The 24,301-nt window shown below is 71.2% G+C and carries 24 protein-coding genes; 3 read left to right on the top strand and 21 right to left on the bottom strand.

The window, feature by feature from the left end:
• Nucleotides 1–21: 21 nt before the first annotated feature.
• Nucleotides 22–876: a dienelactone hydrolase family protein gene (locus tag ACK4YQ_RS04370; protein ID WP_409608647.1), complete on the top strand. Its 855-nt coding sequence runs from the start codon at nt 22–24 to the stop codon at nt 874–876.
• A gap of 4 nt (nt 877–880) precedes the next feature.
• Here ACK4YQ_RS04370 and metK read toward each other — a convergent pair whose 3' ends face one another.
• The 18 genes from metK to mutS all read right to left on the bottom strand — a co-directional run bounded on the left by metK (nt 881) and on the right by mutS (nt 20,232).
• Entirely contained in the window at nt 881–2,101 is a 1,221-nt protein-coding gene (gene metK / locus ACK4YQ_RS04365) for a methionine adenosyltransferase (RefSeq protein ID WP_409608645.1), read from the bottom strand.
• Nucleotides 2,102–2,206: 105 nt separating this feature from the next.
• A complete protein-coding gene (locus tag ACK4YQ_RS04360; RefSeq protein ID WP_409608643.1) occupies nt 2,207–2,635 on the bottom strand; it encodes a helix-turn-helix domain-containing protein in 429 nt (142 codons plus the stop codon).
• 40 nt (nt 2,636–2,675) lie between these two features.
• Nucleotides 2,676–4,262, bottom strand: coding sequence for an apolipoprotein N-acyltransferase (gene lnt, locus ACK4YQ_RS04355; protein ID WP_409608641.1), 1,587 nt, complete (start codon nt 4,260–4,262; stop codon nt 2,676–2,678).
• 9 nt (nt 4,263–4,271) lie between these two features.
• Nucleotides 4,272–5,144 carry a hemolysin family protein gene (locus ACK4YQ_RS04350; protein ID WP_409608639.1) on the bottom strand — a complete coding sequence of 291 codons (873 nt, stop codon included), beginning with the start codon at nt 5,142–5,144 and terminating at the stop codon, nt 4,272–4,274.
• The gene (gene ybeY / locus ACK4YQ_RS04345) at nt 5,137–5,610 is read right to left on the bottom strand and encodes an rRNA maturation RNase YbeY (RefSeq protein ID WP_409608637.1); all 474 of its coding nucleotides are present in this window, start codon (nt 5,608–5,610) and stop codon (nt 5,137–5,139) included. Before ybeY ends, ACK4YQ_RS04350 begins: the two co-directional genes overlap by 8 nt.
• A complete protein-coding gene (locus ACK4YQ_RS04340) occupies nt 5,607–6,587 on the bottom strand; it encodes a PhoH family protein (RefSeq protein WP_409608635.1) in 981 nt (326 codons plus the stop codon). Before ACK4YQ_RS04340 ends, ybeY begins: the two co-directional genes overlap by 4 nt.
• The gene (gene miaB / locus ACK4YQ_RS04335) at nt 6,584–7,924 is read right to left on the bottom strand and encodes a tRNA (N6-isopentenyl adenosine(37)-C2)-methylthiotransferase MiaB (protein WP_409608633.1); all 1,341 of its coding nucleotides are present in this window, start codon (nt 7,922–7,924) and stop codon (nt 6,584–6,586) included. Before miaB ends, ACK4YQ_RS04340 begins: the two co-directional genes overlap by 4 nt.
• Nucleotides 7,925–7,978: 54 nt before the next feature.
• Entirely contained in the window at nt 7,979–8,386 is a 408-nt protein-coding gene (locus ACK4YQ_RS04330) for a Fur family transcriptional regulator (protein WP_409608631.1), read from the bottom strand.
• A 39-nt stretch (nt 8,387–8,425) separates the two neighbouring features.
• The gene (locus ACK4YQ_RS04325) at nt 8,426–8,986 is read right to left on the bottom strand and encodes a GNAT family N-acetyltransferase (protein ID WP_409609520.1); all 561 of its coding nucleotides are present in this window, start codon (nt 8,984–8,986) and stop codon (nt 8,426–8,428) included.
• Nucleotides 8,884–9,516, bottom strand: a complete 633-nt coding sequence (gene tsaB / locus ACK4YQ_RS04320; RefSeq protein ID WP_409609518.1) for a tRNA (adenosine(37)-N6)-threonylcarbamoyltransferase complex dimerization subunit type 1 TsaB — start codon at nt 9,514–9,516, stop codon at nt 8,884–8,886. Before tsaB ends, ACK4YQ_RS04325 begins: the two co-directional genes overlap by 103 nt.
• A gap of 33 nt (nt 9,517–9,549) precedes the next feature.
• Nucleotides 9,550–10,119: a NifU family protein gene (locus ACK4YQ_RS04315; protein ID WP_409609516.1), complete on the bottom strand. Its 570-nt coding sequence runs from the start codon at nt 10,117–10,119 to the stop codon at nt 9,550–9,552.
• A gap of 61 nt (nt 10,120–10,180) precedes the next feature.
• Nucleotides 10,181–10,654, bottom strand: coding sequence for a universal stress protein (locus ACK4YQ_RS04310; protein ID WP_409608630.1), 474 nt, complete (start codon nt 10,652–10,654; stop codon nt 10,181–10,183).
• 43 nt (nt 10,655–10,697) lie between these two features.
• Nucleotides 10,698–11,732 carry a tryptophan--tRNA ligase gene (gene trpS, locus ACK4YQ_RS04305; protein WP_409608628.1) on the bottom strand — a complete coding sequence of 345 codons (1,035 nt, stop codon included), beginning with the start codon at nt 11,730–11,732 and terminating at the stop codon, nt 10,698–10,700.
• Nucleotides 11,733–11,866: 134 nt separating this feature from the next.
• The gene (murJ, locus tag ACK4YQ_RS04300; protein WP_409608626.1) at nt 11,867–13,513 is read right to left on the bottom strand and encodes a murein biosynthesis integral membrane protein MurJ; all 1,647 of its coding nucleotides are present in this window, start codon (nt 13,511–13,513) and stop codon (nt 11,867–11,869) included.
• 83 nt (nt 13,514–13,596) lie between these two features.
• On the bottom strand, nt 13,597–16,419 hold the full coding sequence (locus ACK4YQ_RS04295; protein WP_409608624.1) for a [protein-PII] uridylyltransferase: 2,823 nt from the start codon (nt 16,417–16,419) through the stop codon (nt 13,597–13,599).
• 71 nt (nt 16,420–16,490) lie between these two features.
• Nucleotides 16,491–16,949, bottom strand: a complete 459-nt coding sequence (locus ACK4YQ_RS04290) for a GNAT family N-acetyltransferase (RefSeq protein ID WP_409608622.1) — start codon at nt 16,947–16,949, stop codon at nt 16,491–16,493.
• Entirely contained in the window at nt 16,946–17,557 is a 612-nt protein-coding gene (locus ACK4YQ_RS04285; RefSeq protein ID WP_409608620.1) for an HAD family hydrolase, read from the bottom strand. Before ACK4YQ_RS04285 ends, ACK4YQ_RS04290 begins: the two co-directional genes overlap by 4 nt.
• Nucleotides 17,554–20,232: a DNA mismatch repair protein MutS gene (gene mutS, locus ACK4YQ_RS04280; RefSeq protein ID WP_409608618.1), complete on the bottom strand. Its 2,679-nt coding sequence runs from the start codon at nt 20,230–20,232 to the stop codon at nt 17,554–17,556. Before mutS ends, ACK4YQ_RS04285 begins: the two co-directional genes overlap by 4 nt.
• 120 nt (nt 20,233–20,352) lie before the next feature.
• Here mutS and ACK4YQ_RS04275 point away from each other — a divergent pair, with 120 nt between their 5' ends.
• On the top strand, nt 20,353–20,874 hold the full coding sequence (locus tag ACK4YQ_RS04275; RefSeq protein ID WP_409608616.1) for a GNAT family N-acetyltransferase: 522 nt from the start codon (nt 20,353–20,355) through the stop codon (nt 20,872–20,874).
• On the opposite strand, the gene ACK4YQ_RS04270 is transcribed toward ACK4YQ_RS04275, so the two are convergent.
• Together ACK4YQ_RS04270 and ACK4YQ_RS04265 are read right to left on the bottom strand one after the other, a co-directional pair.
• Nucleotides 20,867–21,604 (bottom strand): aminoglycoside adenylyltransferase domain-containing protein, encoded by a 738-nt coding sequence (locus ACK4YQ_RS04270; protein ID WP_409608614.1) that lies wholly within the window; start codon nt 21,602–21,604, stop codon nt 20,867–20,869. The two genes, ACK4YQ_RS04275 and ACK4YQ_RS04270, sit on opposite strands and share 8 nt — an antisense overlap.
• 11 nt (nt 21,605–21,615) lie before the next feature.
• Nucleotides 21,616–22,512, bottom strand: coding sequence for a LysR family transcriptional regulator (locus ACK4YQ_RS04265; RefSeq protein ID WP_409608612.1), 897 nt, complete (start codon nt 22,510–22,512; stop codon nt 21,616–21,618).
• Nucleotides 22,513–22,614: 102 nt separating this feature from the next.
• Between ACK4YQ_RS04265 and ACK4YQ_RS04260 the strand changes: the two genes are divergently transcribed.
• Nucleotides 22,615–23,061 carry a cupin domain-containing protein gene (locus ACK4YQ_RS04260; RefSeq protein WP_409608610.1) on the top strand — a complete coding sequence of 149 codons (447 nt, stop codon included), beginning with the start codon at nt 22,615–22,617 and terminating at the stop codon, nt 23,059–23,061.
• 15 nt (nt 23,062–23,076) lie between these two features.
• Here ACK4YQ_RS04260 and dnaJ read toward each other — a convergent pair whose 3' ends face one another.
• The gene (gene dnaJ, locus ACK4YQ_RS04255) at nt 23,077–24,225 is read right to left on the bottom strand and encodes a molecular chaperone DnaJ (protein ID WP_409608608.1); all 1,149 of its coding nucleotides are present in this window, start codon (nt 24,223–24,225) and stop codon (nt 23,077–23,079) included.
• Nucleotides 24,226–24,301: the final 76 nt, after the last annotated feature.

The following is a 24,301-nucleotide window of genomic DNA, read 5'->3' as shown; positions in this document are numbered from 1 at the left end:
CGGAAACGCGAGGAGACGACCATGGAACCAGGGATCATCCGGCTCTACGACGACTTCACTCACGGGCGGCTGAACCGACGCGCCTTCCTCGAGCGCCTGGCGGCGCTGGCCGGCGGCGCGACGGCGGCCACCGCTCTGCTCTCGGCGCTGGAGAACGACTACGCCCGGGCCGAGACGATCGCCGAGGCCGACCCGCGCATCAGCGCCGAAACGGTGGCCGTGCCGGGCGCCGAGAACCTCAGCGGCTATCTGGTCCGGCCCAAGGGCGTCGCCCGCGCGCCCGCGGTCCTGGTGATCCACGAAAACCGGGGTCTGAACCCGCACATCAAGGACGTGACCCGGCGGGTGGCGACCGAGGGGTTCGTCGCGCTCGGCCTCGACTTCCTGTCGCCGATGGGCGGCACGCCGGCCGACCAGGACAAGGGTCGCGAGATGATCGGCGGGCTCGATCCCGCGGACGCGACCTCCTACGGCCGCGCGGCGATCGCCTGGCTCGGCCGGCGGCCCGAGACCAACGGCAGGGTGGGGGCGGTGGGTTTCTGCTGGGGCGGCGGCATGGTCAACCGCCTGGCGGTGGCCGAGCCCGCCCTCGACGCCGGGGTGGTCTACTACGGAATCCAGCCGCCCCTGGACCAGGTGGCGGCCGTCCGCGCGCCCCTTCTGCTGCACTACGCGGGCCTGGACGAGCGGATCAACGCCGGCGCCGAGGCCTACGGGGCCGCGCTCAAGGCCGCCGGGAAGACGGTGGAAGCCCACGTCTATCCGGACGTGAACCACGCCTTCAACAACGACACCGCCGGCCCGCGCTACGACGAGGCCGCCGCCGATCTCGCCTGGGGCCGGACCATCGCCTGGTTCCGGCGCCACCTGGCCTAGGCGGTCAGGCCAGGCTCTTCAGCTGGTCGACGAGGTCGGTGCGCTCCCAGGAGAAGCCGCCCTCGTTGTCGGGCTGGCGGCCGAAGTGGCCGTAGGCCGCGGTGCGGGCGTAGATCGGGCGGTTAAGGCCCAGGTGCTCGCGGATGGCCCGCGGCGTCGCCCCGCCGATCATTTCCGGCAGCGCGGCTTCGAGCTTGGCCGGGTCGATCTCGCCGGTGTCGTGCAGATCGACGTAGAAGGACAGCGGCTGGGCCACGCCGATGGCGTAGCTGATCTGGATGGTGCAGCGGCGCGCCAGCCCGGCGGCCACGACGTTCTTTGCCAGGTAGCGGCAGGCGTAGGCCGCCGACCGGTCGACCTTGGTCGGGTCCTTGCCGGAAAAGGCGCCGCCGCCATGGGGCGCCGCCCCGCCGTAGGTGTCGACGATGATCTTGCGGCCCGTCAGGCCGGCGTCGCCGTCGGGCCCGCCGATCTCGAAACGGCCGGTGGGATTGACCAGCCATTTGGTCTTGCGCGTGATCAGGCCCTCGGGGAACACGCTTTCCACATAGGGCTGGATCAGGTCCTTGACCCGCTTGGGCGTGGCGATCTGCAGGCCGATGCGCTTCTTGTGCTGGGTCGAGACGACGATCTTCAGCACTTCCACCGGCTGGCCGTTCTCGTAGCGCAGGGTCACCTGGCTCTTGGCGTCGGGCTCCAGCTCCGGGCGCTCGCCCGAATGGCGCACCTCGGCGAGGCGCTGCAGGATGCGGTGGGCGTATTGCAGGGTCGCCGGCATGAGCTCGGGCGTCTCGTCGCAGGCGTAGCCGAACATGATCCCCTGGTCGCCTGCGCCCTCGTCCTTGTTGGCGGCGGCGTCGACGCCCTGGGCGATATGGGCCGACTGCGGGTGCAGGAAGCAAGCGTACTTGGCCTTGGCCCAGTGGAAGCCCTTCTGCTCGTAGCCGATCTCACGCACCGCCTGGCGCACCTTCGGCTCCAGGGAAGCGACGATTTCCTTGGTCAGCTTTTTGTTGTCGGCCTTGGAGGCGCCCGGCTTGCCGGCCCGAACCTCGCCGGCCAGCACGATGCGGTTGGTGGTCACCAGGGTTTCGCAGGCGACGCGGGCTTCAGGCTCGGCGGCCAGGAAGGCGTCGACGACGGTGTCGGAAATCCGGTCCGCCACCTTGTCGGGATGGCCTTCGGAAACGCTTTCGCTGGTGAAGATGTAGGACGGACGGATCAAGGGCGGGCTCCGCAGACGACGGCCGCGCTCAGCGCGGCGCCATGGGTTGCAGCCGGACCTATAAAGAAATCTTTATATCCCGCAAGCGGCTACACGCGTCAGGGTTCAGGACTCCCGCCGCAGAGCCTCTTCCTCGGCCATGGCCCGCACCAGGTCCAGCAGGCGGCGACGAACCCGCGCGCGACGGATCTGCGGAAACAGCGCGGCCAGCTCCATCCCCTCGGGCGTCATCAGGAACTGCTGGATGTCGCTGGTCTCAACGCCCTCTGCGGCCGGCGGGATGATCGCCTCGCCGAGCCCCTCGTAGAAGTAGGTGATGCTGGTCTGCAGCGCCTTGGCCATTTCCCACAGCTTGGAGGCGCTGACCCGGTTGGCGGCCCGCTCGTACTTCTGCACATGCTGAAAGGTGAGGCCGATGGAGTCGGCAAGTCGCTCCTGGCTGACGCCCAGTTCCCGGCGGCGCAGGCGGATTCGCAGGCCCACATGGCGATCAATGGGGTTGGGCGCTCGTCCTAGTTCTAGATCTTTCGACATAAGACTTCCTGCAGCTCAGATCAGCCGACCACAGATTTCATTAAAGATTTTCAGGAACTCGTGCGCGACGCAGTCGCTCTAGCACAGAAGTAGCGCCTGAGAGGATTAACATGAAGGCGAAAATCGCGTCACCAAAACGCGCATAGGTTGTTTTACTCAAGGGCGCGGGCAAGTCCGCGTCGACAACGCCTAACGCGCCGCTCTTCAGCACATGGTCTGCAACGGGACGCCCATAGGCGTCGATCACCGCCGAGACCCCGGTTGGGGTCGCCCGCACCATCGGCAGGCCCTCTTCGATCGCCCGGTAGCTGGCTAGATTCAGGTGCTGCTTGGGTCCGCTGGTGGCGCCGAACCAGGCGTCGTTGGACACATTGAGAATCCAGCGCGGACGGACGCCCGAGCGTTCGGCCGCGTGCGCGGTGAAGCCGGGGAACAGCGCCTCGTAGCAGATCAGCGGCTGAAGGGGCGGCAGGCCCTGCGGCGAGATCGGCCGGGGCGGCGGACCTGCAGTGAAGTCCTCCGGCATGTGAACCAGGCTGCGGAAGCCGATCTTGGTCGCCAGCTCCCCCAGCGGCATGAATTCGCCGAACGGCACCAGCCGATACTTGTCGTAGACGGCGGTGACCTGCAGCCCGGGATCTGTATTTCTGAGGGCGATCAAGCTGTTGAAATAGTCATAGCGCCCGTCCGCCGCCAGTCCGGCGCGGTTGGCGCCCAGCATCAGGGTCTGGCCGGGCCTCAGCATCGCCTGGATGCGCCCGACATAGGGCGAGCCGGGCGCCAGGAAGTCGTCGATCACCACCGGCAAGGCGCCCTCGGGCCAGATCACCACGTCCGGCGCCCGCTCCGCCGGCGCCTGGCTCAGGGCCTCATAGGTGGCGAAGATCAGGTCCAGGTTCTCCGGCTTCCACTTCTCCTTCTGGTCGATGTCCGCCTGCACGACCCGCACGCGGGCCGCGCCGGGCGGTGTCGGCGCCGCGCGGTCCAGCCGCCAGGCGCCGAAACCGACGAGTCCGACGAGGGCGAAGGCCGCCGCAGCCACGGCGATGACCCGCCGCATGCGGGGCGTGGCGTCAAAGGCGATCGCGGGCGCTGCGGCGATCGCCACCGTGATCCAGGTCAGGCCGTACGCGCCCATCAGGCTCGCAGCCTGGGACGGCGCCGAGCCGGCTCGCCAGGTCTCGCCAGGCAGGTTCCACGGGAAGCCGGTGAACACATGGCCGCGCGCCCATTCGACGGCGGCGAGGATCCCGGCGAACACCAGAACGCGCGTCACGCCGCCGGGAGAGAGCGCCCGGTAGGCGACGCCCGCAGCCCCCCAGAAGAGCGCCAGCCCTCCCGCCAGGAGCACGAGAGCGAAGGGCGCCATCCAGCCGTAGACCTCCGCGTCCACCAGGAAGGCCTCGGCGACCCACCAGACGCTGAGCGAAAAGTAGCCGAGGCCCGCCAGCCAGCCGCGCAGAAAGGCCGAGCGCAAGGGGCGCGGCCCCCCGGTCTCCACCAGCCGCATCATCACGCCGTAGCCGAGCAGGCCCGGCAGCAGGCCGAAGGGCGGATGGGCGAGCGCGGCGGCGAGGCCGGCGCAGAGAGCGGCCAGCCGCAGCAACCAAGGCGAGGCGAGACGCATCACCGCCACTTAGCCGCCGGTCGCGGGCGCCGCCGGCCGCAGACGCACGCGCTTGACCCGCCGCGGATCGGCGTCGAGCACCTGCAGCTCGAATCCCGCGGGATGGGCGATCACCTCGCCCCGCTGCGGAACTCGGCCGGCCAGGGTGGTGACGAGACCGGCGACCGTGTCGATTTCTTCCTCGAGGTCGGGCGGGGCGAGATCCGCCCCCACGGCCTGCTCCAGTTCCTCAAGCGGCGCTCGCGCGTCCGCCTCGAAGACGCCGCCGGCCTTGGCCACGACCGCGGTCTCGGGGGCCACGTCGTGCTCGTCGTCGATTTCACCGACCACGGCTTCGATGACGTCCTCAAGCGTGACCAGGCCGTCGGTCCCGCCGAACTCGTCGATCACCAGGGCCATGTGCGTGCGCTGCGCCTGCATCCGCAGCAGCAGGTCCGCGGCGCGCATCGACCCCGGCACGTACAGCGCGTCCCGGCGCAGGCGATGCAGGATCTGCTCGTCATCCTTGGGCCGCTTTGCCTCCACCGCCAGCAGGCGGAAGACGTCCTTGACATGAACCACCCCCACAGGGTCGTCGAGGGTTTCGCGGAAGATCGGCATGCGGGAGTGTTCGGCCTCGGCGAAGCGGGCAACCACCTCGCCGAACGGCGCGTCCAGCTCCACCGCCACGATGTCGGCCCTCGGCGTCATCACGTCCTCGACCGAAAGCGTCTGGAAGGCGCGCGCCTGGCTGATCAGGTCGCCGCCAAGACCCGGCGTCTCGGGCGAAGCGCCCTCGCCCTGGCCGCCGCCGGCGCGTCGAAAGCGTCTCAGTAGCGCCCGCAGTCCACGTCCAGGCCGGGCCGCGGGCTCGCTTCGACTTCGGTCTTCGGAGTTAGCCATCGTCTCCCTGCTCGGCCGCGTAGGGGTCCGGGGTCCCGAAACCGGCCAGAACGGCGCGTTCCAGCCGCTCCATCTCGAGAGCCTCCGCGTCCGTCACGTGGTCATATCCTACTAGATGCAGCACCCCATGCACCACCAGATGCTGCAAATGGTGTTCGAGGGGCTTTCCCTGTTCCTGAGCCTCCCGCGCGCAGACGCCGAAGGCCAGGGCGATGTCGCCGAGCAAGTCCTCCGGATTGGCCGGCGCCGGAAACGACAGCACATTGGTCGGGCCGCTCTTGCCGCGGAAGCGGATGTTGAGGTCGCCGACCGCGGCGTCGTCAGCCAGCAGCACCACGACGCCCGCGTCGGGCCGTGCTCCGCCCGGCAAGGCGTTCAGCGCCGCCAGGGCGGCGTCCCGGACGATCGCGCCGGCCCGCGGCAGGGCCGCAAGCCAAGCCTCATCCTCGATCTCGACGTCGATCACACCGCGCGCCCGCGCTTGGCCGCGTCGGCGTCGTAGGCCTTGACGATCCGCTCCACCAGCGGGTGGCGAACCACGTCCTCGGCGGCGAACCGCGTGACGGCGATGCCCTCGACGCCCTCGAGCAGCCCCACGGCGTGGGCCAGCCCGGAGTCCGCCGGATTGGCGAGGTCGACCTGCGTGGGGTCGCCAGTGATCGCCATGCGCGCCCCCTCGCCCAGGCGCGTCAGCACCATCTTCATCTGCAGCCGGGAGGCGTTCTGGGCTTCGTCGACGATGACGAAGGCGTGGTTCAGGGTGCGGCCGCGCATGAAGGCCAGGGGCACCACCTCGATCTCGCCCTTGTCCCGGCGGCGGCGCAGCTGTTCGGCGCCCAGAATGTCGTTCAGCGCCTCCCAGACCGGCGCCATGTAGGGATCGACCTTCTCCGACAGGTCCCCGGGCAGGAACCCGAGCCGCTCGCCCGCCTCCACCGCCGGCCGGCTGACGATCATGCGCTCGACCTCTCCGCGCAGCAGCATGCCCGCACCATGCGCCACCGCCAGGAAGGTCTTGCCGGTGCCGGCCGGGCCCAGGCCGAACACCATCTCGCACTCGGCGAGCGCCTTCAGATAGCGGGCTTGGGCCACGGTCTTCGGCGACACTTGGCCGCGACGTCCCACCGGCAGCGTCGGCTGGCCGGCGACGGACGTGCGGGCCGCGGGCGCTCGGCCCGTCGCGCCCCGCGCCTCGCCGATGGCGACGCGTACGTCGGCTTCGCCGACGTCCAGGCCCTGGTCGGCGCGCCGTGCGATGGCCTCCACCGCCCGCCGGGCGGAGGCCCTCGACTTGGCGTCCCCGCTCAGCGACACGCCCCCGCCCGGCGTCTCCATAAGAACGCCGAATGCGTCCTCGACCAGGGCGGCGTGGCGGCTGCTGGGACCGGCCACCGCCCGGGAGGCGGCGTCCGACAGGGCGATGAACTCCGGCGCCCGGCTCATGCGGCGACCATGGCCAGCGCGCCCGACAGGCTGTTCCTCGCCCCGGCTTCGATAACTACCGGCAGGATCTGGCCGATCAGTCGTTCGGGCGCATCGACATGCACCGACTGCAGATAGGGGCTGCGGCCGACGAGCTGGCCAGGATGGCGTCCGGCCTTCTCGAACAGCACGGGCAGGGTGCTCCCCGCCTGGGCGGCGTTGAACGCCCGCTGCTGCTCGTCCAGCAGCGCCTGCAGCCGCGCCAGCCGCTCAGCCTTGACCTCCTCGGCCACCTGGCCGGGCATGGCCGCCGCCGGAGTCCCCGGACGGCGCGAATACTTGAAGGAGAAGGCGCTGGCGTAGCCGACCTCGCGCACCAGCTGCAGCGTCGCCTCGAAATCGGCGTCCCGCTCGCCGGGAAAGCCGACGATGAAATCCCCTGACAGGGCGATGTCCGGCCGGGCGGCCCGGATCTTCTCGACCAGCCGAAGATAGCTGTCGGCGGTGTGGGCGCGGTTCATCGCCCTCAGCACCTTGTCCGAACCTGCCTGCACCGGCAGGTGCAGGTAGGGCATCAGCGCTTCGACCTCGCCGTGGGCGGCGATCAGCGCCTCGTCCATGTCGCGGGGATGGCTGGTGGTGTAGCGGATCCGATCGAGCCCCTCGATCCTGGCGAGCCGCCGCACCAGGCCCGCCAGCCCGCCTTCGCCGGCGTAGGCGTTGACGTTCTGGCCCAGCAGGGTGACCTCGCGGACGCCCTTGTCGGCCAGGGCCTGGGCTTCCGCCACGATCGCCTCGACGGGCCGCGACCACTCCTCCCCGCGGGTGTAGGGCACCACGCAGAAGGTGCAGAACTTGTCGCAGCCTTCCTGCACCGTCAGGAACGCGGTCACCCCGTTCGGGCGACGCTCGGCGGGCAGGGCGTCGAACTTGTCTTCCGGAGCGAAGTCTGCGGCAAGGCGCTCGCCGCGGGCCCGGTGCGCGCGGGCGATCAGCTCCGGGAGTTGGTGATACGCCTGCGGTCCGACCACGAGGTCCACCGCAGGCTGGCGGCGCATGATCTCCTCGCCCTCGGCCTGGGCCACGCAGCCGGCGACGGCGATCGTCATGGAAGCGCCGGCCTCGGCGCGGGCCGCCTTCAGCCGCTTGATCTGGCCGAGTTCGGAATAGACCTTCTCCGTCGCCTTCTCGCGGATGTGGCAGGTGTTCAGCACCACCAGATCGGCTTCCTCGGGCGCATCGGTCACGCCATAGCCCAGCGGCGCCAGCACGTCGGCCATGCGCTCGCTGTCATAGACGTTCATCTGACAGCCGTAGGTCTTGATGTAGAGGCGCTTCTCGGGCGCGGGCGCGGACATGGTCGGCCTTATGCGATCGGCGCTGATACGGCGCAAGCGGCGCCGCCGCGCGCCTCAGTCCTCAATGGGAACGCCGTAGAGTTCAAGGCGGTGATCGACGAGCTTGTAGCCCAGCTTCCTGGCGATCGCCTCCTGCAGGGCCTCGATCTCGGCGTCGACGAACTCCACCACCTTGCCGGTCTTCATATCGATCAGGTGGTCGTGGTGGACCTCAGTGGCCTCCTCGTAGCGCGAGCGGCCATCGCGGAAGTCGTGCCGGGCGATGATGCCGGCCTCCTCGAACAGGCGCACCGTCCGGTAGACGGTGGCGATCGAGATGTGCGGGTCGATGTCGTGGGCGCGGCGGTAGAGTTCTTCCACGTCCGGGTGGTCGTGCGCAGCCGAAAGCACGCGGGCGATCACGCGCCGCTGCTCCGTCATGCGCATGCCCTTCTCGACGCAGAGGCTCTCGATGCGGTCCACTGGGGGCCCTCCACAGGTCAGATATGCAGAAAGATAGGTCTAAGCGCTTGCGCTGTTAAGGTCGAGACGCAGAACCCGCGCGTCCACACGCCCGGCCGGACCGCGATCATAGTATCCCTTGCGCGTTCCGGCGGCGACGAAGCCGGCGGACTCGTAGAGTGCGAGCGCGGCGGCGTTGTCGATCGCCACCTCGAGGAACAGCGCTTCGGCGCCCCCCTGGGCCGCAAGGCCCGCCGCCGCCCGCACGAGCGACTGGCCCAGGCCGCGGCGGCGAACCGCGGGCGATACGCCGATCGTCAGGATTTCGCCCTCCCCGCCGATCGCCCGGGCGACGAGCATGCCGACCGGCCGGTCATCCGCATCCAGCGCCAGCAGCGCAAAGGCGCCCGGGGCGCCGAGCACCCCGCTGATCTCCGCCGCGCTCCAGGGCGGGTCGAACGCCAGGGCGTGAACATGGGCCAGGCTCTCCGCCTCAGCCGCGCCGGCCGCAACGAGCCTCATGTCTGCGGCAGGCGCGCGTCCGGCGCCCGCAGATAGAGAGGCCGCGCCGGCGTGGGCGCGCGGGCCGCGGCCAACCGCGCGACGGCGGTCGGATCGCAGCCGGCGGCGGACACCAGCCGCGCCCTGGGAAGCCCGTCGGCCAGCAGCGGCCCGCCCGATCCGACCAGAGCGACCGGCTCGCCGGAGTGGAACTCGGCGATCCGCGCCGCGGCCGCCCCCAGGTCCAGGGCGTCGGGCGCCATCAGCGCCGCCCCGTCGCGGAAGGCCTGCAGATAGATCTGGCCGCGCCTGGCGTCGATCGCCGCGAAGGTCAGCCCCTCCGGCTCGCTCGCCCCCAGGGCCTCCAGCGCCCCCACCCCGACGACCGGCGCCCCCAGGGCGCCGCCCAGGCCCTTGGCGAAGGCCAGGCCGACGCGCAGGCCGGTGAAGGAGCCCGGGCCGACGGTCACGCCGATCCGGTCGAGGCGGGAAAAGTCCAGGCCGGCGTCCCGCATCGCGTCCCGCACGAGGGGCGCCAGGCGCTCCTGGTGCCCGCGCGCCATGGGCTCGGTCGCGCGCGCAAGCACGCGGCCGTCCTCGAGGACGGCGCAGGCGCAGGCGTCAAGGCAGGTGTCGAGGCCCAGAACGATCATGGGCGGGCGCTACACGATCGCGCGCGCAGCTCAAAGCGTCTGTTCGACCCGGGTGACCTCGGGGACATAGTGCTTGAGCATGTTCTCCACCCCGGCCTTCAAAGTCGCCGAGGAGGAAGGGCACCCCGAACAGGCGCCGCGCATGTGCAGCCACACCACGCCGGTCGCCGCGTCGAAGCGGTTGAACAGAATGTCGCCGCCGTCCTGGGCCACGGCCGGACGGATCCGGGTGTCCAGGAGGTCCTTGATCTCGGCGACGATCTGGGCGGTCTCGCCCTCGTAGACGTCGGCGTCGTGGCCCGCCGCCTCGGCCGCGTCCTCGAACAGGGGCCGGCCGGAGGTGAAGTGGTCCATGATGGCGGCCAGGATCGGCGCCTTCAGGTGCGGCCAGTCATGGCCGGGATGCTTGCCCACCGTCACGAAGTCGGGCCCGAAGAAGACCCGGGTGACGCCCTCGATGTCGAACAGGTCCGCCGCCAGCGCCGACGCCTTGGCATCCTCGGCGTCGCGGAAGTCGCGCGAACCCTCCGCCATGACCTCGCGGCCGGGCAGGAACTTCAGCACCTCGGGATTGGGCGTGGCTTCGGTCTGGATGAACATGCCGAACATGTGGCGGCTGGGGAGCGCCGGCGCAATAGCCGCGAACCCTTTGCCGCAGGCCTCAGGCCAGGTCGGCGATCTCCTCGTCCGTGAGGTCGCCCGGAACCACGGTCACCGGCAGCTTGCGCGACCCCCACTTGACGCCTTCCTTGGCGATGGAGGCGACCAGCGGGCCAGGGCCCCGCCCGCCGACCGCGGCCGCCAGGACGAGGATCTTGATGTCGGGGTCGTCGGCGATCACCTGGCGAAGGGCCTGGCGGGTGTTCTCGGCGTGCTTGATGATGAACTCCGGCGGCAGGCCGGTCTGCTCGACCACGAACTCGGCCAGCTTCTGCAGGACGCTCTCGGCCTCCTGACGCGCCTGGCGCTCGATTTCCTCGCGCACGCCGCTCCAGTGCTCGAACACCGCAGGCTCGATCACCTTCAGAAGGGCCACGTGGCCGCCGGTGGAGCGGGCGCGGCGGCAGGCGAAGCGCAGGGCCGCCTGGAATTCGGGGCTGTCGTCGGCGATGACGAGGAACTTGCGCTGGCTCATGGGCGGACGGTGGCGCGGCCCGCCGGCCAAGGCAAGAGGGGGCTCACGCCCCCCAGAAGCCCACCAGCTTCTTCACTTCCGAGAGAGTCGGAGCCGCGACCGCCCTCGCCTTCTGCGCCCCTGCGGCCAGGATCGAGTCGATTTCCCCCGGATCGGACAGGTAGTCTCGCATGGCCGCGCCGACCGGCCCCAGCTTCGCCACGGCCAGGTCGGCAAGCCGCGGCTTGAAGACGCCGAAGCCCTGCCCGGCGAACTCGGCCAGGACCTCGGCGTTGGAGCGTCCGTCCAGGGCGGCGTAGATGCCGATCAGGTTCTGGGCCTCGGGCCGGTCTTTGAGCTCCTCGACCGTCTCCGGCAGCGGCTCGGGGTCGGTCTTGGCCTTGCGGATCTTCTGGGCGATGGCGTCGGCGTCGTCGGTCAGGTTGATCCGCGAATTGTCCGACGGATCGGACTTCGACATCTTGGCCGTCCCGTCGCGCAGGCTCATCACTCGCGCGCCGGGCCCTTCGATCATCGGCTCGGGCAGCGGAAAGAAGCCGGGCGCCTCGAAGTCGTGGTTGAACTTGCCGGCGATGTCCCGGGTCAGCTCGACGTGCTGCTTCTGGTCCTCGCCCACAGGCACGTGGGTGGCCTTGTAGAGCAGGATGTCGGCGGCCTGCAGCACCGGGTAGGTGTAGAGGCCCACGCTCTCACGCTCCTTGTGCTTGCCCGCCTTGTCCTTGAACTGGGTCATGCGGTCGAGCCAGCCGAGCCGGGCGACGCAGTTGAAGATCCACGCCAGCTCGGCGTGCGCGCTCACCGCCGACTGCGGAAAGATGGTCGCCACCTTCGGGTCCAGACCCGCCGCCAGATAGGCCGCGGTGATCTCGCGCACCTGCGAGGCCAGCTTCGCCGGGTCCTGCCACACGGTGATCGCGTGCATGTCGGCCACGAAGATGAAGGTGTCGGTCTCGTGCTGCAGCCGGGTGAACTTCACCAGGGCGCCCAGGTAGTTGCCCAGATGCAGCGCGCCGGAGGGCTGCACGCCGGAGAGCACGCGTTTGGGGCCCGCGTAGGGGGCCGGAGCTTGGTCGGTCATGATGGATCAGGCTTCTGTAGGGATGGCGTTGAGGCGCGCGTCCGCGCGCCGGATCGGCGGGCTCAGGCGCGGCGCCATCGCCAAGTGTTGCGATCGGAAAAAGCCATGGCGACGCCAATAGTCCCGGGACCGGCTCAAGACAAGCCGGGATCGGCGGGCGCGACCGGCGCATCGCCCTTGCGCCGGCGCAGCGCAGCGCGCGCCTCCGCCGGGGTGACGCCGCCGAAAGCGAACAGCAGCGCCGGATAGAGGGCCGCCCCCAGCGCGCAGACGGCCAGCACGCTGATCTCCTTTGCCCCGAGCCCGGCCACCGACACTCCGGCCAGCGGCGCCTCGATCGCGGCGCGCTGCAGCTGCACGAGGAAAAGGCCGGCGCCAAGCGCCGCGCTCGCCGCCGCGGTCCGGGCGATCTTCGACCAGACCCGCCCCGTGGGCCGGTAGGTGTCGCGCCGCCTCAGGGCCAGGCTCATCTGCGCCACGCTGATCCAGGCGGCCAGGCTCGTGGCCGCCGCGATGCCCGGCACGCCGATCAGGAAGAAGAGGCCGACGCCGCCGGCGATGTTCACCGCGACCGAGATCAGCGACACGCGCATGGGGGTGCGGGTGTCCTGCCTGGCGAAGAAGGCCGGCTGCAGCACCCGCAGCAGCACGAAGGCCGGCACGCCCCAGCCGTAGTGGAAGAGCAGCGCCCCCGTCGCCTGGGCGTCCACCGCCAGGAAGGCGCCGCGGGTGAACAGGGCGTCGATCAGGTACACCGGCATCGCCATCAGCGCCGCCCCCGCCGGCAGGCTGAGCGCAAGGCCGAACACCAGCGCCTGGTCCATCGCACCCTGGGCGTCGGCGTGGTCTTCGGCCTGCAGGGCCTTGGACAGGCGCGGGAGCAGCGCCACGCCAATGGCCACGCCCACCAGGCTCATGGGCAACTGGTAGAGCCGGTCGGCCACGTTCATCCACACCCGCGCGCCGTCCACCTGGGAGGCGAGGATGCCGGAGATGAAGATGTTGATCTGGGTGGCGCTGTTCGCCACGGCGGCGGGAATGGCCAGGCGGATCAACGCCTTCATCTCGGGCGTGAGCCGCAGGGCGCGGAGCCGGATCCGAGCCCCTGAGCGCCGCGCGCCCCACCAGCACAGCCCCGCCTGACCGATCCCCGCGACGACCACCCCGAACGAGGCCGCATAGGCCGCGCGCACCGGGTCGGTCTGGGGCAGCACCACCGCCAGCATGACCACATTCAGGACCGTGGGATAGAAGCCGGAGACGATGAACCGCCCACGGGCGTTGAGCACGCCCGAGAACAGCGCCGCGATCGCCATGCAGGGCAGGTACGGCATGGTGATCTGGGTCAGCACCACCGCCAGCTTGAACTTGGCGGGCTCGTCCGCATAGCCCGGATTGATCGCATACATCAGCCAGGGCATGGCGAGCTGCGCGACGATGGTCAGGGCCACCGTCGCCGCCGCTACCGTCGCCAGGGCGTCGCCGGCGTAGCGGTCGGCGTCCGCCTCGCCCTCCCCGGCGAGCTTGCGCGAATAGCCGGGCACGAAGGCCGCCGCGAAGGCGCCCTCGGCGAAGATCCTGCGGAACAGGTTCGGGAACGCCAGGGCGGTGTAGTAGGCGTCCGCGGCGATGGTCTGGCTGGCGCCCAGGCGGGCGGTGATGACGAGGTCCCGGGCCAGCCCCATGAAGCGGCTCACCAGGGTGAGGCCGGCGAAGATCATCGAGGAGCGGATCAGGCCCCCGGACTTGGCTTTGGCGGCAGGAGGCGTCGGCTCGGTCACGGCTCGGATGTCTGCGCTGCACCTGCCCCAGGGGTCAAGCTGGAGCCTGCATCTGCTCCGCCGCCAGAGGCGGCGCGGAAGCGCTAGCGGGCGACGCTGGCACGGGCCCGGTGCAGGTTCACCCGCATCCGAGAGGGCAAGTCGGCGTCGTTCAGGGCCTCCATCAGCTCGGCCTTGAGGGCCGCGCGCCGGCGCGGATCGGTGAACTTGGCGCGGTCGCGGTCGACCACGTAGAAGGCGTCGACCGCCCGCTCGCCGTAGCTGTCGATGTGGGCGGAGACGATGGAAAGGCCCGCATCCGAGATGGTGGCCGCCAGCTCGCCCAGAAGGCCGCGGCGGTCGCGGCCCGAGGCTTCGATGACGGTGGCGTGTTCGGAAGCCTCATTGTCGATCATCACCGTGGGCGTGATGTCGAAGGCCGCCGCACGGCCCAGGTCGGCCGCCCGCTTGACCTCGGTTCGGATCGGCTCGCCACGCCCAGCCGCGCTCAGCGCCTCGATCAGGCGCGGCAGGGCCTGCGGCGCGTCGCAGCCGTAGGGCTGGCCGGTGACGTCCTGTAGGTAGAACACGTCCAGCGCCTGGCCGGCGCGCGAGGTGTAGACGCGGGCCCCCAGGACGCTGGCGCCGACCGCCGTGATCGCCTGGGACAGGTCGCTGAACAGCCGGTCGCGGTCGACAGCGGCCACCACCACCTCCGCGGCGTTGAGGTCGGCGCGCACCCGGCCTTCGGCCGCCGCGCCGCCGTTCTTCGCCGCCCGCTTGGCCAGCGCCGCGTGGGCGGCGATCTCCTGGTCCGAGCAGCTGGTGAGATAGGCGTCCTCCATGCTGCGGGCCCATTCGACCGCCGCAGGATGGGCCTCCGCCAGCCGCGTGCGCGTCGCCTCGGCCGCGGCGGCCTGATGACGGCGTACAATCTGGGCGCCTTCCGATCCTCTGCCCCCGCGGAACACAGATTCGGTCGCCGCGTAGAGCTCGCGCAGAAGCTGGCCCTTCCAGCCGTTCCAAACCCCGGGTCCGACGGCGCGGATGTCGGCCACGGTCAGCACCAGGAGCAGGCGCAGACGTTCCGGCGTCTGCACGATGCGGGCGAAGTCGGCCACCGTGCGCGGATCGCTGACGTCACGCTTCTGGGCGTAGTCGCTCATGACCAGGTGGTGCTCCACCAGCCAGGCCACGAGTTCGATCCGCGAGCGCTCGAACCCCAGCCGCTCGCACACCGCCCGCGCCGAGCGCGCCCCGGCCTTCTCCTGGCCGCCGGCCAGGCCGCCCTTGCCGGTGTCGTGCAGCAGCATCGCCAGGAAGAGCGCCTCGCGGTCGTCGATCAGCGGCATGATCGCGGTCGACAGCGGGTGGTCCTCGGCGAAGCGCCCGTGAGCGATGTCGGAAATGATCCCCACGGCCCGCAAGGTGTGCTCGTCCACCGTGTAGGAGTGGTACATGTTGAACTGCATCTGCGCGACGATGCGGCCGAATTCCGGGATGAATCGCCCCAGCACGCCGGCCTCGTTCATCAGGGTGAACGTCCGGTAGGGGTCTCGCCCGTGCGCCAGGATGTCCAGGAACACCCGTGCCGCCGCCGGGTCGCGACGCACCTTGGAGGTGATGAGCCCCTCCAGCCGGGTGGCGGCGGTGAAGGCGTCCGGATGCAGATCCAGATTGCGCTGGTCGGCGATCCTGAACAGCCGCAGGAGATTGATCGGATCGGCCTCGAAGGTCTGCGGGCCGTCGATGTTCAGGCGACCGCCCTCCTCGTGGAAGCCTTCCACGTCCAGCGGCTTGCGCTTTGTCCGCCGGCCGGGCAGCAGGCGCGAAAGCCCCTTCGGCTGGGTTTTGACCCGGTCCGCCTCGAGCTTGGCGGCGAACACGCGGGTGAGCGCGCCCACTTCCTTGGCGATGAGGAAGTAGCGGCGCATGAAGCGTTCCACGGCCGGCGCGTCGCCGCGGTCGCCATAGCCCATGCGGCGGGCGATTTCCGGCTGCAGGTCGAAGGTCAGACGTTCCTCGGGCCGGCCGGTGGCGAAGTGCAGATGGCTGCGCACCGCCCACAGGAAGTCGAAGGCGCGGATGAAGGCGCGCACCTCGCGGCCATCGAACAGCCCGAGCCTCAGCACCCCTTCCACCTGCTCGCCGGGGTGCAGATACTCGGCGATCCAGAACAGGGTGTTCAAGTCGCGCAGGCCGCCCTTGCCCTCCTTGACGTTGGGCTCGACCATGTAGCGGCTGGCCCCGGCGCGGGCGTGGCGGTCGTCGCGCTCCTTCAGCTTGGCGGCCACGAACTCGGCCTCGGTGCCCTTGATCACCTCGGCTTCGAACCGGCGCTTGAGCTCCTCGGCCAGCCGCTCGTCCCCGGTCAGGCGCCGCGCCTCCAGGATCGCCGTGCGGATGGTGAAGTCCTCGCGGGCGAGCTTGACGCACTCGTCCACCGTTCGCGAAGCGTGCCCGACCTTGAAGCCCAGATCCCACAGCGCATAGAGCATGAACTCGATCACGCTCTCGACGTGGGCCGTCTCCTTGTAGGGACGCAGGAACAGCAGGTCGATGTCCGAAAAGGGCGCCAGGGTGCCGCGCCCGTAGCCGCCCACCGCCATCAGCGCCAGGCGTTCGCCCTCGGTCGGGTTGCGCGCGCGAAAGACGTGCACCGTCGTGAAGTCGTAGAGGGCGGTGACCACCTCGTCGGTGACGCCCGAAAGCAGGCGCGCGGTCTCGATGCCGCCGGCGCCGTTCTCGAGCCGCTCCTTGGCGATCATCCGGCCGCGGAACAGGGCCGCTTTCAGGATCTCCAGCGCCCGACGACGCTGCTCGGCCTCATCGCCCACCGCGTCCAGCGCCGCAGCCGAAAGCTGGGCGCGCAGGCGCACGCCGTCGACGACGTATTCCAGGCGGGTCGGGCGCAGGCGAGGCGGCATGGACGACGACTTAAGAGCTAACGGTTAAGGAGCATATAGGCCGCCGCGCCGCCGGGCGGCAGGCCGGCGCGTCATAACGCCCGCTTCATGCCGACATGGCTGCGCGCGAAGCCTAGCCGCTCGTAGAAGCGCTGGGCGTCGGTGCGGGTGACGTGGCTCATGAGCTCCATGGCGCCGCAGCCGCGCCGGCCGGCCTCCGCCATCGCCCAGCGGACCATCTGTTCGCCCAGGCCGGCGCCTCGCCGCGCGGCGGCGACCCGCACGCCCTCCAGCAGCGCGAGCTCCTGGCCCTGATTCGACAATCCCGGGATGAAGGTGAGTTGCAGGCAACCGGCCACCGCGCCGGCGTCCTCGGCCACGACCAGCAGGTTGCGCCCGTCCGCGGCGATCCGCTCGAAGGCCGCCAGATAGGCCGCAAGGGCCTGCTCCGAGGTGTCCTCGCGGTCCGCGCCGAGCGGATCGTCGGCCAGGAGGGCGACGATTTCCGGAACATCCTCACGCCGCGCCGGCCGAATGGTGATGCGGCTCAAACCACCACTCCTGCGCGCGCCAGGGCGGCCGCGAGCGGCTCGCGCGCGTCCCAGAGCACGGCGGCCCAGCCGCATGCGCGGGCGCCCTCCACGTTGGCCGGGCTGTCGTCGATCAGCGCCAGCTCTTGCGGCTGGTGGCCGGTGCGTTCGCACACCGCCTCGAAGAAGGCCGCCTGCGGCTTCCTGACGCCGTAGGCCGCGGCGTAGTGAATGGCGTCGAAACGGTCCTTCAGCCCCAGGCGCGACCACAGGTGGTCGGCGCGCAGATGCTCCTGAACCGTCGCCAGGTGCAGGGGGAGCCCCCGCGCACGCAGCTTGGCCAGCTCGTTCAACAGGTCATGGTCCAGGTGAGCATCCTTTTCGAACCAGTAGTCCACCAGGGCCTGGGCGCTAGCGCCGGGGGCGAAGGCGGCGAGGGCGGCGGGCAGCACCTCCATCAGTCCTTTTCGTCCAAGGACGATGTCCTCGAAATGCGGCGCGAAAAACCTCTCCTGCAGATCCAGCGGGTCGATCCCGAGGTCCGCCTTGAGGTCCCGGTCCCAGCGCAGACCCTGCGGGTGACGCACCACGACGCCGTCCACGTCGACCATCAGCGCCTTGATCGTCACAGCATTCCCTTCAGTCGGTAGAGCGCGTCCATCGCCTCGCGCGGGCTCATGCCGTCGGGATCGAGCGCACGCAGGGCCTCCTCCGCGGGCGAGGGGCCGCGGCGCTCCGGCTCGGGCGCGCTGGCGGCGAACAGCGGCAGGTCCTCCAGGTGCGCCGGCGCGCCGGCCTCGCGCTCCAGCCGGTCCAGCACCTCGCGGGCGCGGACCACCACGGCGGGCGGCACCCCGGCGAGCTTGGCCACCTGCACGCCATAGGAGCGGTCGGCGGGGCCCGGCCCGGCCTCGTGCAGGAAGATCAGGTCGCCGTTCCACTCCTTGGCCTTGAGCGACAGGTTCGCCACGTGCGCCAGCCGGCCCTCCAGCACGGCGAGCTCATGATAGTGGGTGGCGAATAGCGCGCGGCAGCGGTTGGTCTCGTGCAGCGCCTCGGCGCAGGCCCAGGCGATGGCCAGACCGTCGTAGGTGGCCGTGCCGCGGCCGATCTCGTCCAGGATGACCAGGCTGCGCGGGGTGGCCTGGGTCAGGATCGCGGCCGTCTCCACCATCTCCAGCATGAAGGTCGAGCGCCCGCGCGCCAGGTCGTCGCCCGCCCCGACCCGGCTGAACAGCCGATCCACGACGCCCAGGCGCAGACGCTTGGCCGGCACGAAGCAGCCCGCCTGGGCGAGGACGGCGAGCAGCGCGTTCTGGCGCAGGAAGGTCGACTTACCGGCCATGTTCGGGCCGGTGACGATGGACAGCCGCGCCGCCCCCACGCCGGCGCCGTCCAGTCGGCAGTCGTTGGGCGTGAAGGCCTCCCCGGCCCGCTTCACCGCCGCCTCCACCACCGGGTGGCGCGCGGCCTCCGCCTCGAACGCCGTCGAGCGGTCGATGATCGGGCGGCTGGCGCCGACATCCTCGGCCCATTCGGCGAGTCCCGCCGCAACATCGAGCCGCGCCGCGCCCTCCGCCGCCGCCTGGATCTCGGCGGCCACGGCGCGCGCGGCCTCGCGCCAGGCTTCGAAGGTGTCGAGTTCGATCGCGAGCGCCCGCTCGGCCGCCTGCGCGATCCTGGCGTCGAGCTCCGCCAGCTCCACGGTGGTGAAGCGCACCTGGTTGGCCAGGGTCTGGCGGTGGATGAAGGTGGCGTTAAGCGGCGGCCCCATCAGCGGCTCGGCGGCCTTGGCCGTGGCCTCGACGAAATAGCCGAGCACGGCGTTGTGGCGGATCTTCAGGGCGACGCCGCTCTCGGCCGCCAGCTTCTGCTCCAGGGCCGCGATGACCCGGCGGCTGTCGTCGCGCAGAGCGCGCGCCTGATCGAGCTCCGGCCGCACCCCGGCGGCCACGAAGCCGCCGTCCCTGGCCAGGTTCGGCAGGTCCTCGCCCAGGCCTTCGGCCATCAGGGCGCGGAAGGCTTCGAGCCGGGGATTGCCCGCGGGGTCCAGGGCGGAAAGGGCCTCGGCGATCTCGGCGGGCGGCGGATCCAGCGGCTCCGGTTCGCGCGCCGCCAGTTCGGCGATCGCCCGTCCCGCGGCCAGGCCGTCGCGCAGGCAACCCAGGTCCCGCGGGCCGCCCCGCCCCAGCGCCAGGCGCGAAAGCGCCCGGGCCATGTCGCCCATGCCCTTCAGCGCCTCGCGCAGGCGCTCGCGCAGGGCGCGTCGCTCCAGCAGCCAGTCGATCGCGTCGAGCCGCGCGTCGATCGCGGCCGGGTCCAGCAGCGGGCGCGCCAGCCGCGCCGCCAGCAGCCGCGCCCCCGGCGCGCTGACCGTCCGGTCGATGGCGCCCAGGAGGCTCCCGTCGCGCGCGCCGGCCAGGCTCTTGTCGATCTCCAGACTCGCCCGGGTCGCCGGATCGATCGACATGACGTCCGCCTCGGCCGCCCGGCGCGGGGCGCTCAGCACCGGCATGCGCCCGGCCTGGGTGGATTCCAGATGGGCGGCGATCAGGCCCAGGGCGGCGATCTCCGCGCCGGAGAGCTGGCCGAAGCCGTCCAAGGTCTCGACGCCGTAGAGCCGCTTCAGCCGCGCCTCCGAGGCGGAGGGCTCGGCCAGGGCCTGGGCCATCGGCTGCAAATAGCCGCCCGCGGCCTTGAGCGCCCCCGAAAGCGCCTCGTCGGCGAACATGCGGTCAGGAACCAGCACCTCGGAGGGGCCCAGTGCAGCAAGCGCCGAGGCGAGGCCGTCCCGGCCCACCGCCAGGCACTCCACCTCGCCGGTGGAGAGCTCGACGCTGGCCACCGCCGCCTGTCCCGCCCGGACCGCCACCGCAGCCAGGCGGTTGGCGCCACGGGCGTCGAGGAGGCCGTCTTCGGTCAGGGTGCCCGGGGTGACCACCCGCACGACCTCGCGTCGGACGATCGCCTTGGATCCGCGCTTCCGGGCTTCGGCCGGGTCCTCGGTCTGTTCGACCACGGCCACCTTGAAGCCGGCGCGGATCAGCTTGGAGAGATAGGCTTCGGCCGCATGGACGGGCACGCCGGCCAGCGGAATGGGTTCGCCCTGGTGCACGCCTCGCGTGGTCAGGTTGAGGCCAAGGGTGGCCGCGCCCTTCACCGCGTCCTCGAAGAACAGCTCGTAGAAGTCGCCCATCCGGAAGAAGACGAGCGCGTCAGGCTGGCGCGCCTTGGCCTCGAAGAACTGGGCCATCACCGGGCTGGCGCCGGCGGCGTCGGGGATCGGGGCGGCGGGAGCGTTCATCTGCGGCCGCAAGCTAGCGGCGCCCGCGCCTCGCGTCAGCCCCGGCCGCGGCTCCGTGGGGACTTGAAGCACGCCCCAGCCGTGCCAAGCTGTGGATGACTGGAAATACGGGAGCGCGCCGTGAACTACGTGATCTTTCCGGCCGGTCCCGCCGACGACGAGGATCTGGCGCGAGTGCACGTCACCACCTGGCGCGAGACCTATCGCGGCCTGTTGCCCGACGCCTTCCTGAATTCCATGTCCGAGCCGGTGCACGCCCGGCGCTTTCGCAGGGCCCTGATCCGCCGCGACGGGCCCGAGGTGGTCATGGCCGCCGCCGCCCGCAGCGGACTGATCGGCTACGCCCAGGCGCTGCCCTCGCGCGCAGGCCGCCCTGGCGAGGCCGAAGTCGCCACGCTCTACGTGCTTCGCGCCCGACAGCGGGCCGGCGTCGGCGAAGCGCTCCTGCGCGCCAGCGCCCGGGCCATGGCCGCCCGCGGCTTCAGGAGCCTGATGATCTCGGTGCTGCGCGACAACCTGCCGGCGCGAAGCTTCTACGAGCACCTTGGCGGCGTGGCGGACGCGCCCCGTCCCGAACCCGGCCCGGGCGGCGTGCTCTACGAGGTCGCCTACCGCTGGGCGGACATCCGCATCCTCACCTGAGGCCCCGGCACGAGGCCAGCAGGGCGTCCATCGCCGCCAGCATCTCCCGGCGGCGCGCAAAGGGATGCGGATAGACCGGGGCGCCGCCCCCCGCGCGCAGGCGCAGCGCTTCGCCGATGGCCGCCCAGTGGCCGGGGAATTCGGCCATCGCCCAGCGGCCGGCCGCCGCCTTGGAGGCGATGTCGTCGGTTCGCAGCGTGTACGCGATCCGCGCAAGGCCCAGGACGCCCCAGGCCGGCGCCCAGCCGCCCAGCATGGCTAGGCCTCGGGACGTCAGCGGCCGTCGAGCCGCTCTGAGCCATGGCGCCCAATAGTCGTCGAGATTGGCCAGCAGGGCGGCGCGCACCGCGCCCGGGTCGCACCAGATGTCCGAGGGAATCGCGCCGCGGATGGCGGCGCCGTGCAGCGCCAGCGTGCGCAGGGCGACAGCGACGTCCACCCCCGGCGGCGGCGGGGCGCTGAGGTCCGCCAGCCAGTGGCCGTCGATCTTCTGTCCGCCCAGGCCGCGGGACGCGGCCGCCGCCACGCGCCTCAGCTGCTCGGCCTCTTCCGGGCACGCTGGACGTGCGGTCGCGCCAATGAAGTCGATGTCGCTCCGCCCGGCGCGCCAGTCGCCGAGCACGGCCGAGCCCGTGAGAAAGAATCCGACCACCAGTCCTGGAAGCGCGGAATCGAGTTCGTCCAGCAGGTGTTCGCAGATGTCGCGGACGATCGGGGGTGGGGCGGCCATGGCGATCTCCTCTAGAGCCCCTTCGCCCGCAGATGCCGCGCCACGTGGTCGACGAAGAGCTTGACCTTGGCCGCCATCAGCCGGTTCGACGGATAGACCGCATAGATCCCGCTTTCCGGAGCGGTCCAATCCCCCAGGCACGGCACGAGGCGGCCGTCCGCCAGGTCGTCCGCCACCAGCCATCGGGGTACGGCCGCCAGCCCCAGACCTGCGAGGGCCGCGGCGCGGAGGGTCTCGGCGCTGTTGGACAGGAGCGTCGGCTGAACCGGCACGTCGGCCCGCTCGCCCTGGCGCTCGAAGCGCCACTCCCGCGACCAGAACAGGGGCGAATAGGCGATGGTGCGGTGCGCGACCACCTCCTGCGGCGAACTGGGCGCAGGATGCGCCGCCAGATAGCCCGGCGAAGCGACCACCAGCACGCGGGAGGTCCCGAGGCGGCGCACGACAAGGTTTTCGGCAGGCTGCGGCGTGATGCGGATGGCCAGGTCGAAGCCGGCCTCGATGAGGTCCACCGCCTGAGCGCCCTCCACCAGCTCAAGACGCAGCCCGGGGTGCGACGCCAGCAGGGCCGCCATGGCGGGCGCCATGTGCAGCCGGGCGAAGGCTTCCGGGGCGGCCACCCGCAACGGTCCGATCGGCTCGCTGTGCAACGCCTGGGCTTCCGCCCGCCCGGCCTCGGCCTCCGCCAGGGCGGCTCGGCAGCGGGCGTAGAAGGCGCGCCCGGCGTCGGTGGCCGCCAGTCTGCGCGTCGTGCGGTCCAGGAGGCGAACGCCAAGCCGCGCTTCCAGCCGGCGCACCGCTTCGCTCACGGAGGACTTGGTCACCCCGAGCTCCTCGGCGGCGCGGCTGAAGCCGCCAGCCTCCACGACCCGCGCAAAGACAATCATGCCCTCGAATGGACTGGTCATGGATGATTGTTCGCTCGAACCGAACGATCTGTCCATCGTGCCGGCCTGTCGGACGATCAGTCGTGGCGCTACGACCGCCGGGTCCTAGAGAGGAGACGTTCCATGCCCATCGAACCTAGCGCCATCCAGGTCATCGGCCCCGCCGCCGGCGAGCCGGTCAACGTCCTGGGCGCGCCGATCGTCATCAAGTCCGGCGGCTGCGCCGGGCCGCTGTTCTTCGCCGACCACCCGGTGCCCCCGGGCTACTTTGTGCCGCCCCACGTCCACGAGGATGAGGACGAGCTGTTCTTCGTCATGGAGGGCGAACTCACCTTGACCGGCCCTGCCGGGGAGCTCATCGCCGGCCCCGGCAGCCTGGTGCATCTGCCGCGGGGCGTGCCTCATAGCTTCGGCAACGCGACCGACCGGCCGGTGAGGATGCTGGTGGTCTGCACCGGCCACGGCCTGGAAGGGGTGTTCCGCGATCTCGACGCGGCCGCGCGCGAGCGCGAGCTCGACCACGGCGACATCAACGCGATCTGCGCGGCGAACCGCGTCTACATGCAGTAAGGGGAGACGGGCGGCTCAGCCGCCGCCCGTCACGTCTTCCCAGAAGCGCTTGGCCTTGTCGATGAAGCCGGCGGACTTCGGATGCTGCTGCTCGCCGCAGAGCCCGGCGAACTCGCGCATCAGTTCCTTCTGCCGAGCCGTCAGCTTGGCCGGGGTTTCGACGAAGAACTCCACCACCAGATCGCCGCGCTCGCGCGAGCGCAACGAGGGCATTCCGCGGCCCTTCAGCCGCACGGTGCGGCCGGTCTGGGCGCCTTCGGGCACCTTGACCATGATCTTGCAGGCGCCGTCGCAGTTCTCGCCGCCCATCAGGCACGGCGCCTCGATCTCGCCGCCGAGCACGGCGGTGGCCATCGGCACCGGCACTGTGCAGAGCAGGTCCAGCCCGTCGCGCTCGAACAGGTCGTGCGGACGCACCGACAGGAAGATGTAGAGGTCGCCGCGCGGGCCGCCGCGGGCCCCCGCGTCGCCTTCGCCGGCCAGGCGGATGCGCGCGCCGTCGTCCACCCCGGCCGGGATGCGCACCTGCAGGCGGCGTTCGCGACGCACCTGGCCATGGCCGCGGCAGTCGCTGCACGGGTCCAGGATCAGCCGCCCGGTGCCGCCGCAGCGCGGGCAGGCCCGCTCGATGGAGAAGAAGCCCTGGCTCGCCCGCACCCGGCCATGGCCGCCGCATGAGCCGCAGACGGTCGGGCTGGTGCCTGGAGTGGCGCCGGACCCTTCGCACGTCTCGCAGGTCATGGCTGCGGGCACGTCGATCGCCACCTCGGCGCCGGCGTAGGCCTGCTCCAGGGTGATCTCCAGGTCGTAGCGCAGGTCCTGCCCGCGGGCCGGGCCAGAGCGGCGCTGGCCGCCACGGCCGAACATGTCGCCGAAGACGTCGCCGAACACCTCGTTGAAGATGTCATGCACGTCGTGCGCGCCGGCGCCGGCGCCGCCATGGCCGTTGACGCCGGCGTGGCCGAAGCGGTCGTACGCCGCCCGCTTCTGCGGGTCGGACAGCACCGAATAGGCCTCGTTGATCTCCTTGAACCGCCCGGCCGCTTCCTCGCAACCGCCGTTGCGGTCGGGGTGGTGCTCCATGGCGAGCTTACGGAAGGAGCTTTTCAGCGCGGCCGCGTCGCAACCGCGATCGACGCCCAGGATCTCGTAATAGTCCCGCATGTCGTCAGGCGTTCTATGGCTTTATGGGAAATGGGGGTTCGGCTGCCCGCCCGGCTGCAAGTCTTGCGCCGGGCGG

Origin of the sequence: Phenylobacterium sp. (assembly GCF_046291545.1) — a bacterium.
GTDB lineage: Bacteria > Pseudomonadota > Alphaproteobacteria > Caulobacterales > Caulobacteraceae > Phenylobacterium.
The sequence above is the reverse complement of the archived record's forward strand: the minus strand, read 5'-3'. Positions and strand labels throughout refer to the sequence as shown.

What these genes read in the sequence shown, in the direction of transcription:
- ACK4YQ_RS04370 (WP_409608647.1), top strand. Translation starts at nt 22, where the DNA reads ATGGAACCAGGGATCATCCGGCTCTACGACGACTTCACTCACGGGCGG.
- ACK4YQ_RS04360 (WP_409608643.1), bottom strand. Translation starts at nt 2,635, where the DNA reads ATGTCGAAAGATCTAGAACTAGGACGAGCGCCCAACCCCATTGATCGC.
- lnt (WP_409608641.1), bottom strand. Translation starts at nt 4,262, where the DNA reads ATGCGTCTCGCCTCGCCTTGGTTGCTGCGGCTGGCCGCTCTCTGCGCC.
- ACK4YQ_RS04350 (WP_409608639.1), bottom strand. Translation starts at nt 5,144, where the DNA reads ATGGCTAACTCCGAAGACCGAAGTCGAAGCGAGCCCGCGGCCCGGCCT.
- ACK4YQ_RS04340 (WP_409608635.1), bottom strand. Translation starts at nt 6,587, where the DNA reads ATGAGCCGGGCGCCGGAGTTCATCGCCCTGTCGGACGCCGCCTCCCGG.
- miaB (WP_409608633.1), bottom strand. Translation starts at nt 7,924, where the DNA reads ATGTCCGCGCCCGCGCCCGAGAAGCGCCTCTACATCAAGACCTACGGC.
- ACK4YQ_RS04315 (WP_409609516.1), bottom strand. Translation starts at nt 10,119, where the DNA reads ATGTTCATCCAGACCGAAGCCACGCCCAATCCCGAGGTGCTGAAGTTC.
- ACK4YQ_RS04310 (WP_409608630.1), bottom strand. Translation starts at nt 10,654, where the DNA reads ATGAGCCAGCGCAAGTTCCTCGTCATCGCCGACGACAGCCCCGAATTC.
- trpS (WP_409608628.1), bottom strand. Translation starts at nt 11,732, where the DNA reads ATGACCGACCAAGCTCCGGCCCCCTACGCGGGCCCCAAACGCGTGCTC.
- ACK4YQ_RS04295 (WP_409608624.1), bottom strand. Translation starts at nt 16,419, where the DNA reads ATGCCGCCTCGCCTGCGCCCGACCCGCCTGGAATACGTCGTCGACGGC.
- mutS (WP_409608618.1), bottom strand. Translation starts at nt 20,232, where the DNA reads ATGAACGCTCCCGCCGCCCCGATCCCCGACGCCGCCGGCGCCAGCCCG.
- ACK4YQ_RS04270 (WP_409608614.1), bottom strand. Translation starts at nt 21,604, where the DNA reads ATGGCCGCCCCACCCCCGATCGTCCGCGACATCTGCGAACACCTGCTG.
- ACK4YQ_RS04265 (WP_409608612.1), bottom strand. Translation starts at nt 22,512, where the DNA reads ATGACCAGTCCATTCGAGGGCATGATTGTCTTTGCGCGGGTCGTGGAG.
- ACK4YQ_RS04260 (WP_409608610.1), top strand. Translation starts at nt 22,615, where the DNA reads ATGCCCATCGAACCTAGCGCCATCCAGGTCATCGGCCCCGCCGCCGGC.
- dnaJ (WP_409608608.1), bottom strand. Translation starts at nt 24,225, where the DNA reads ATGCGGGACTATTACGAGATCCTGGGCGTCGATCGCGGTTGCGACGCG.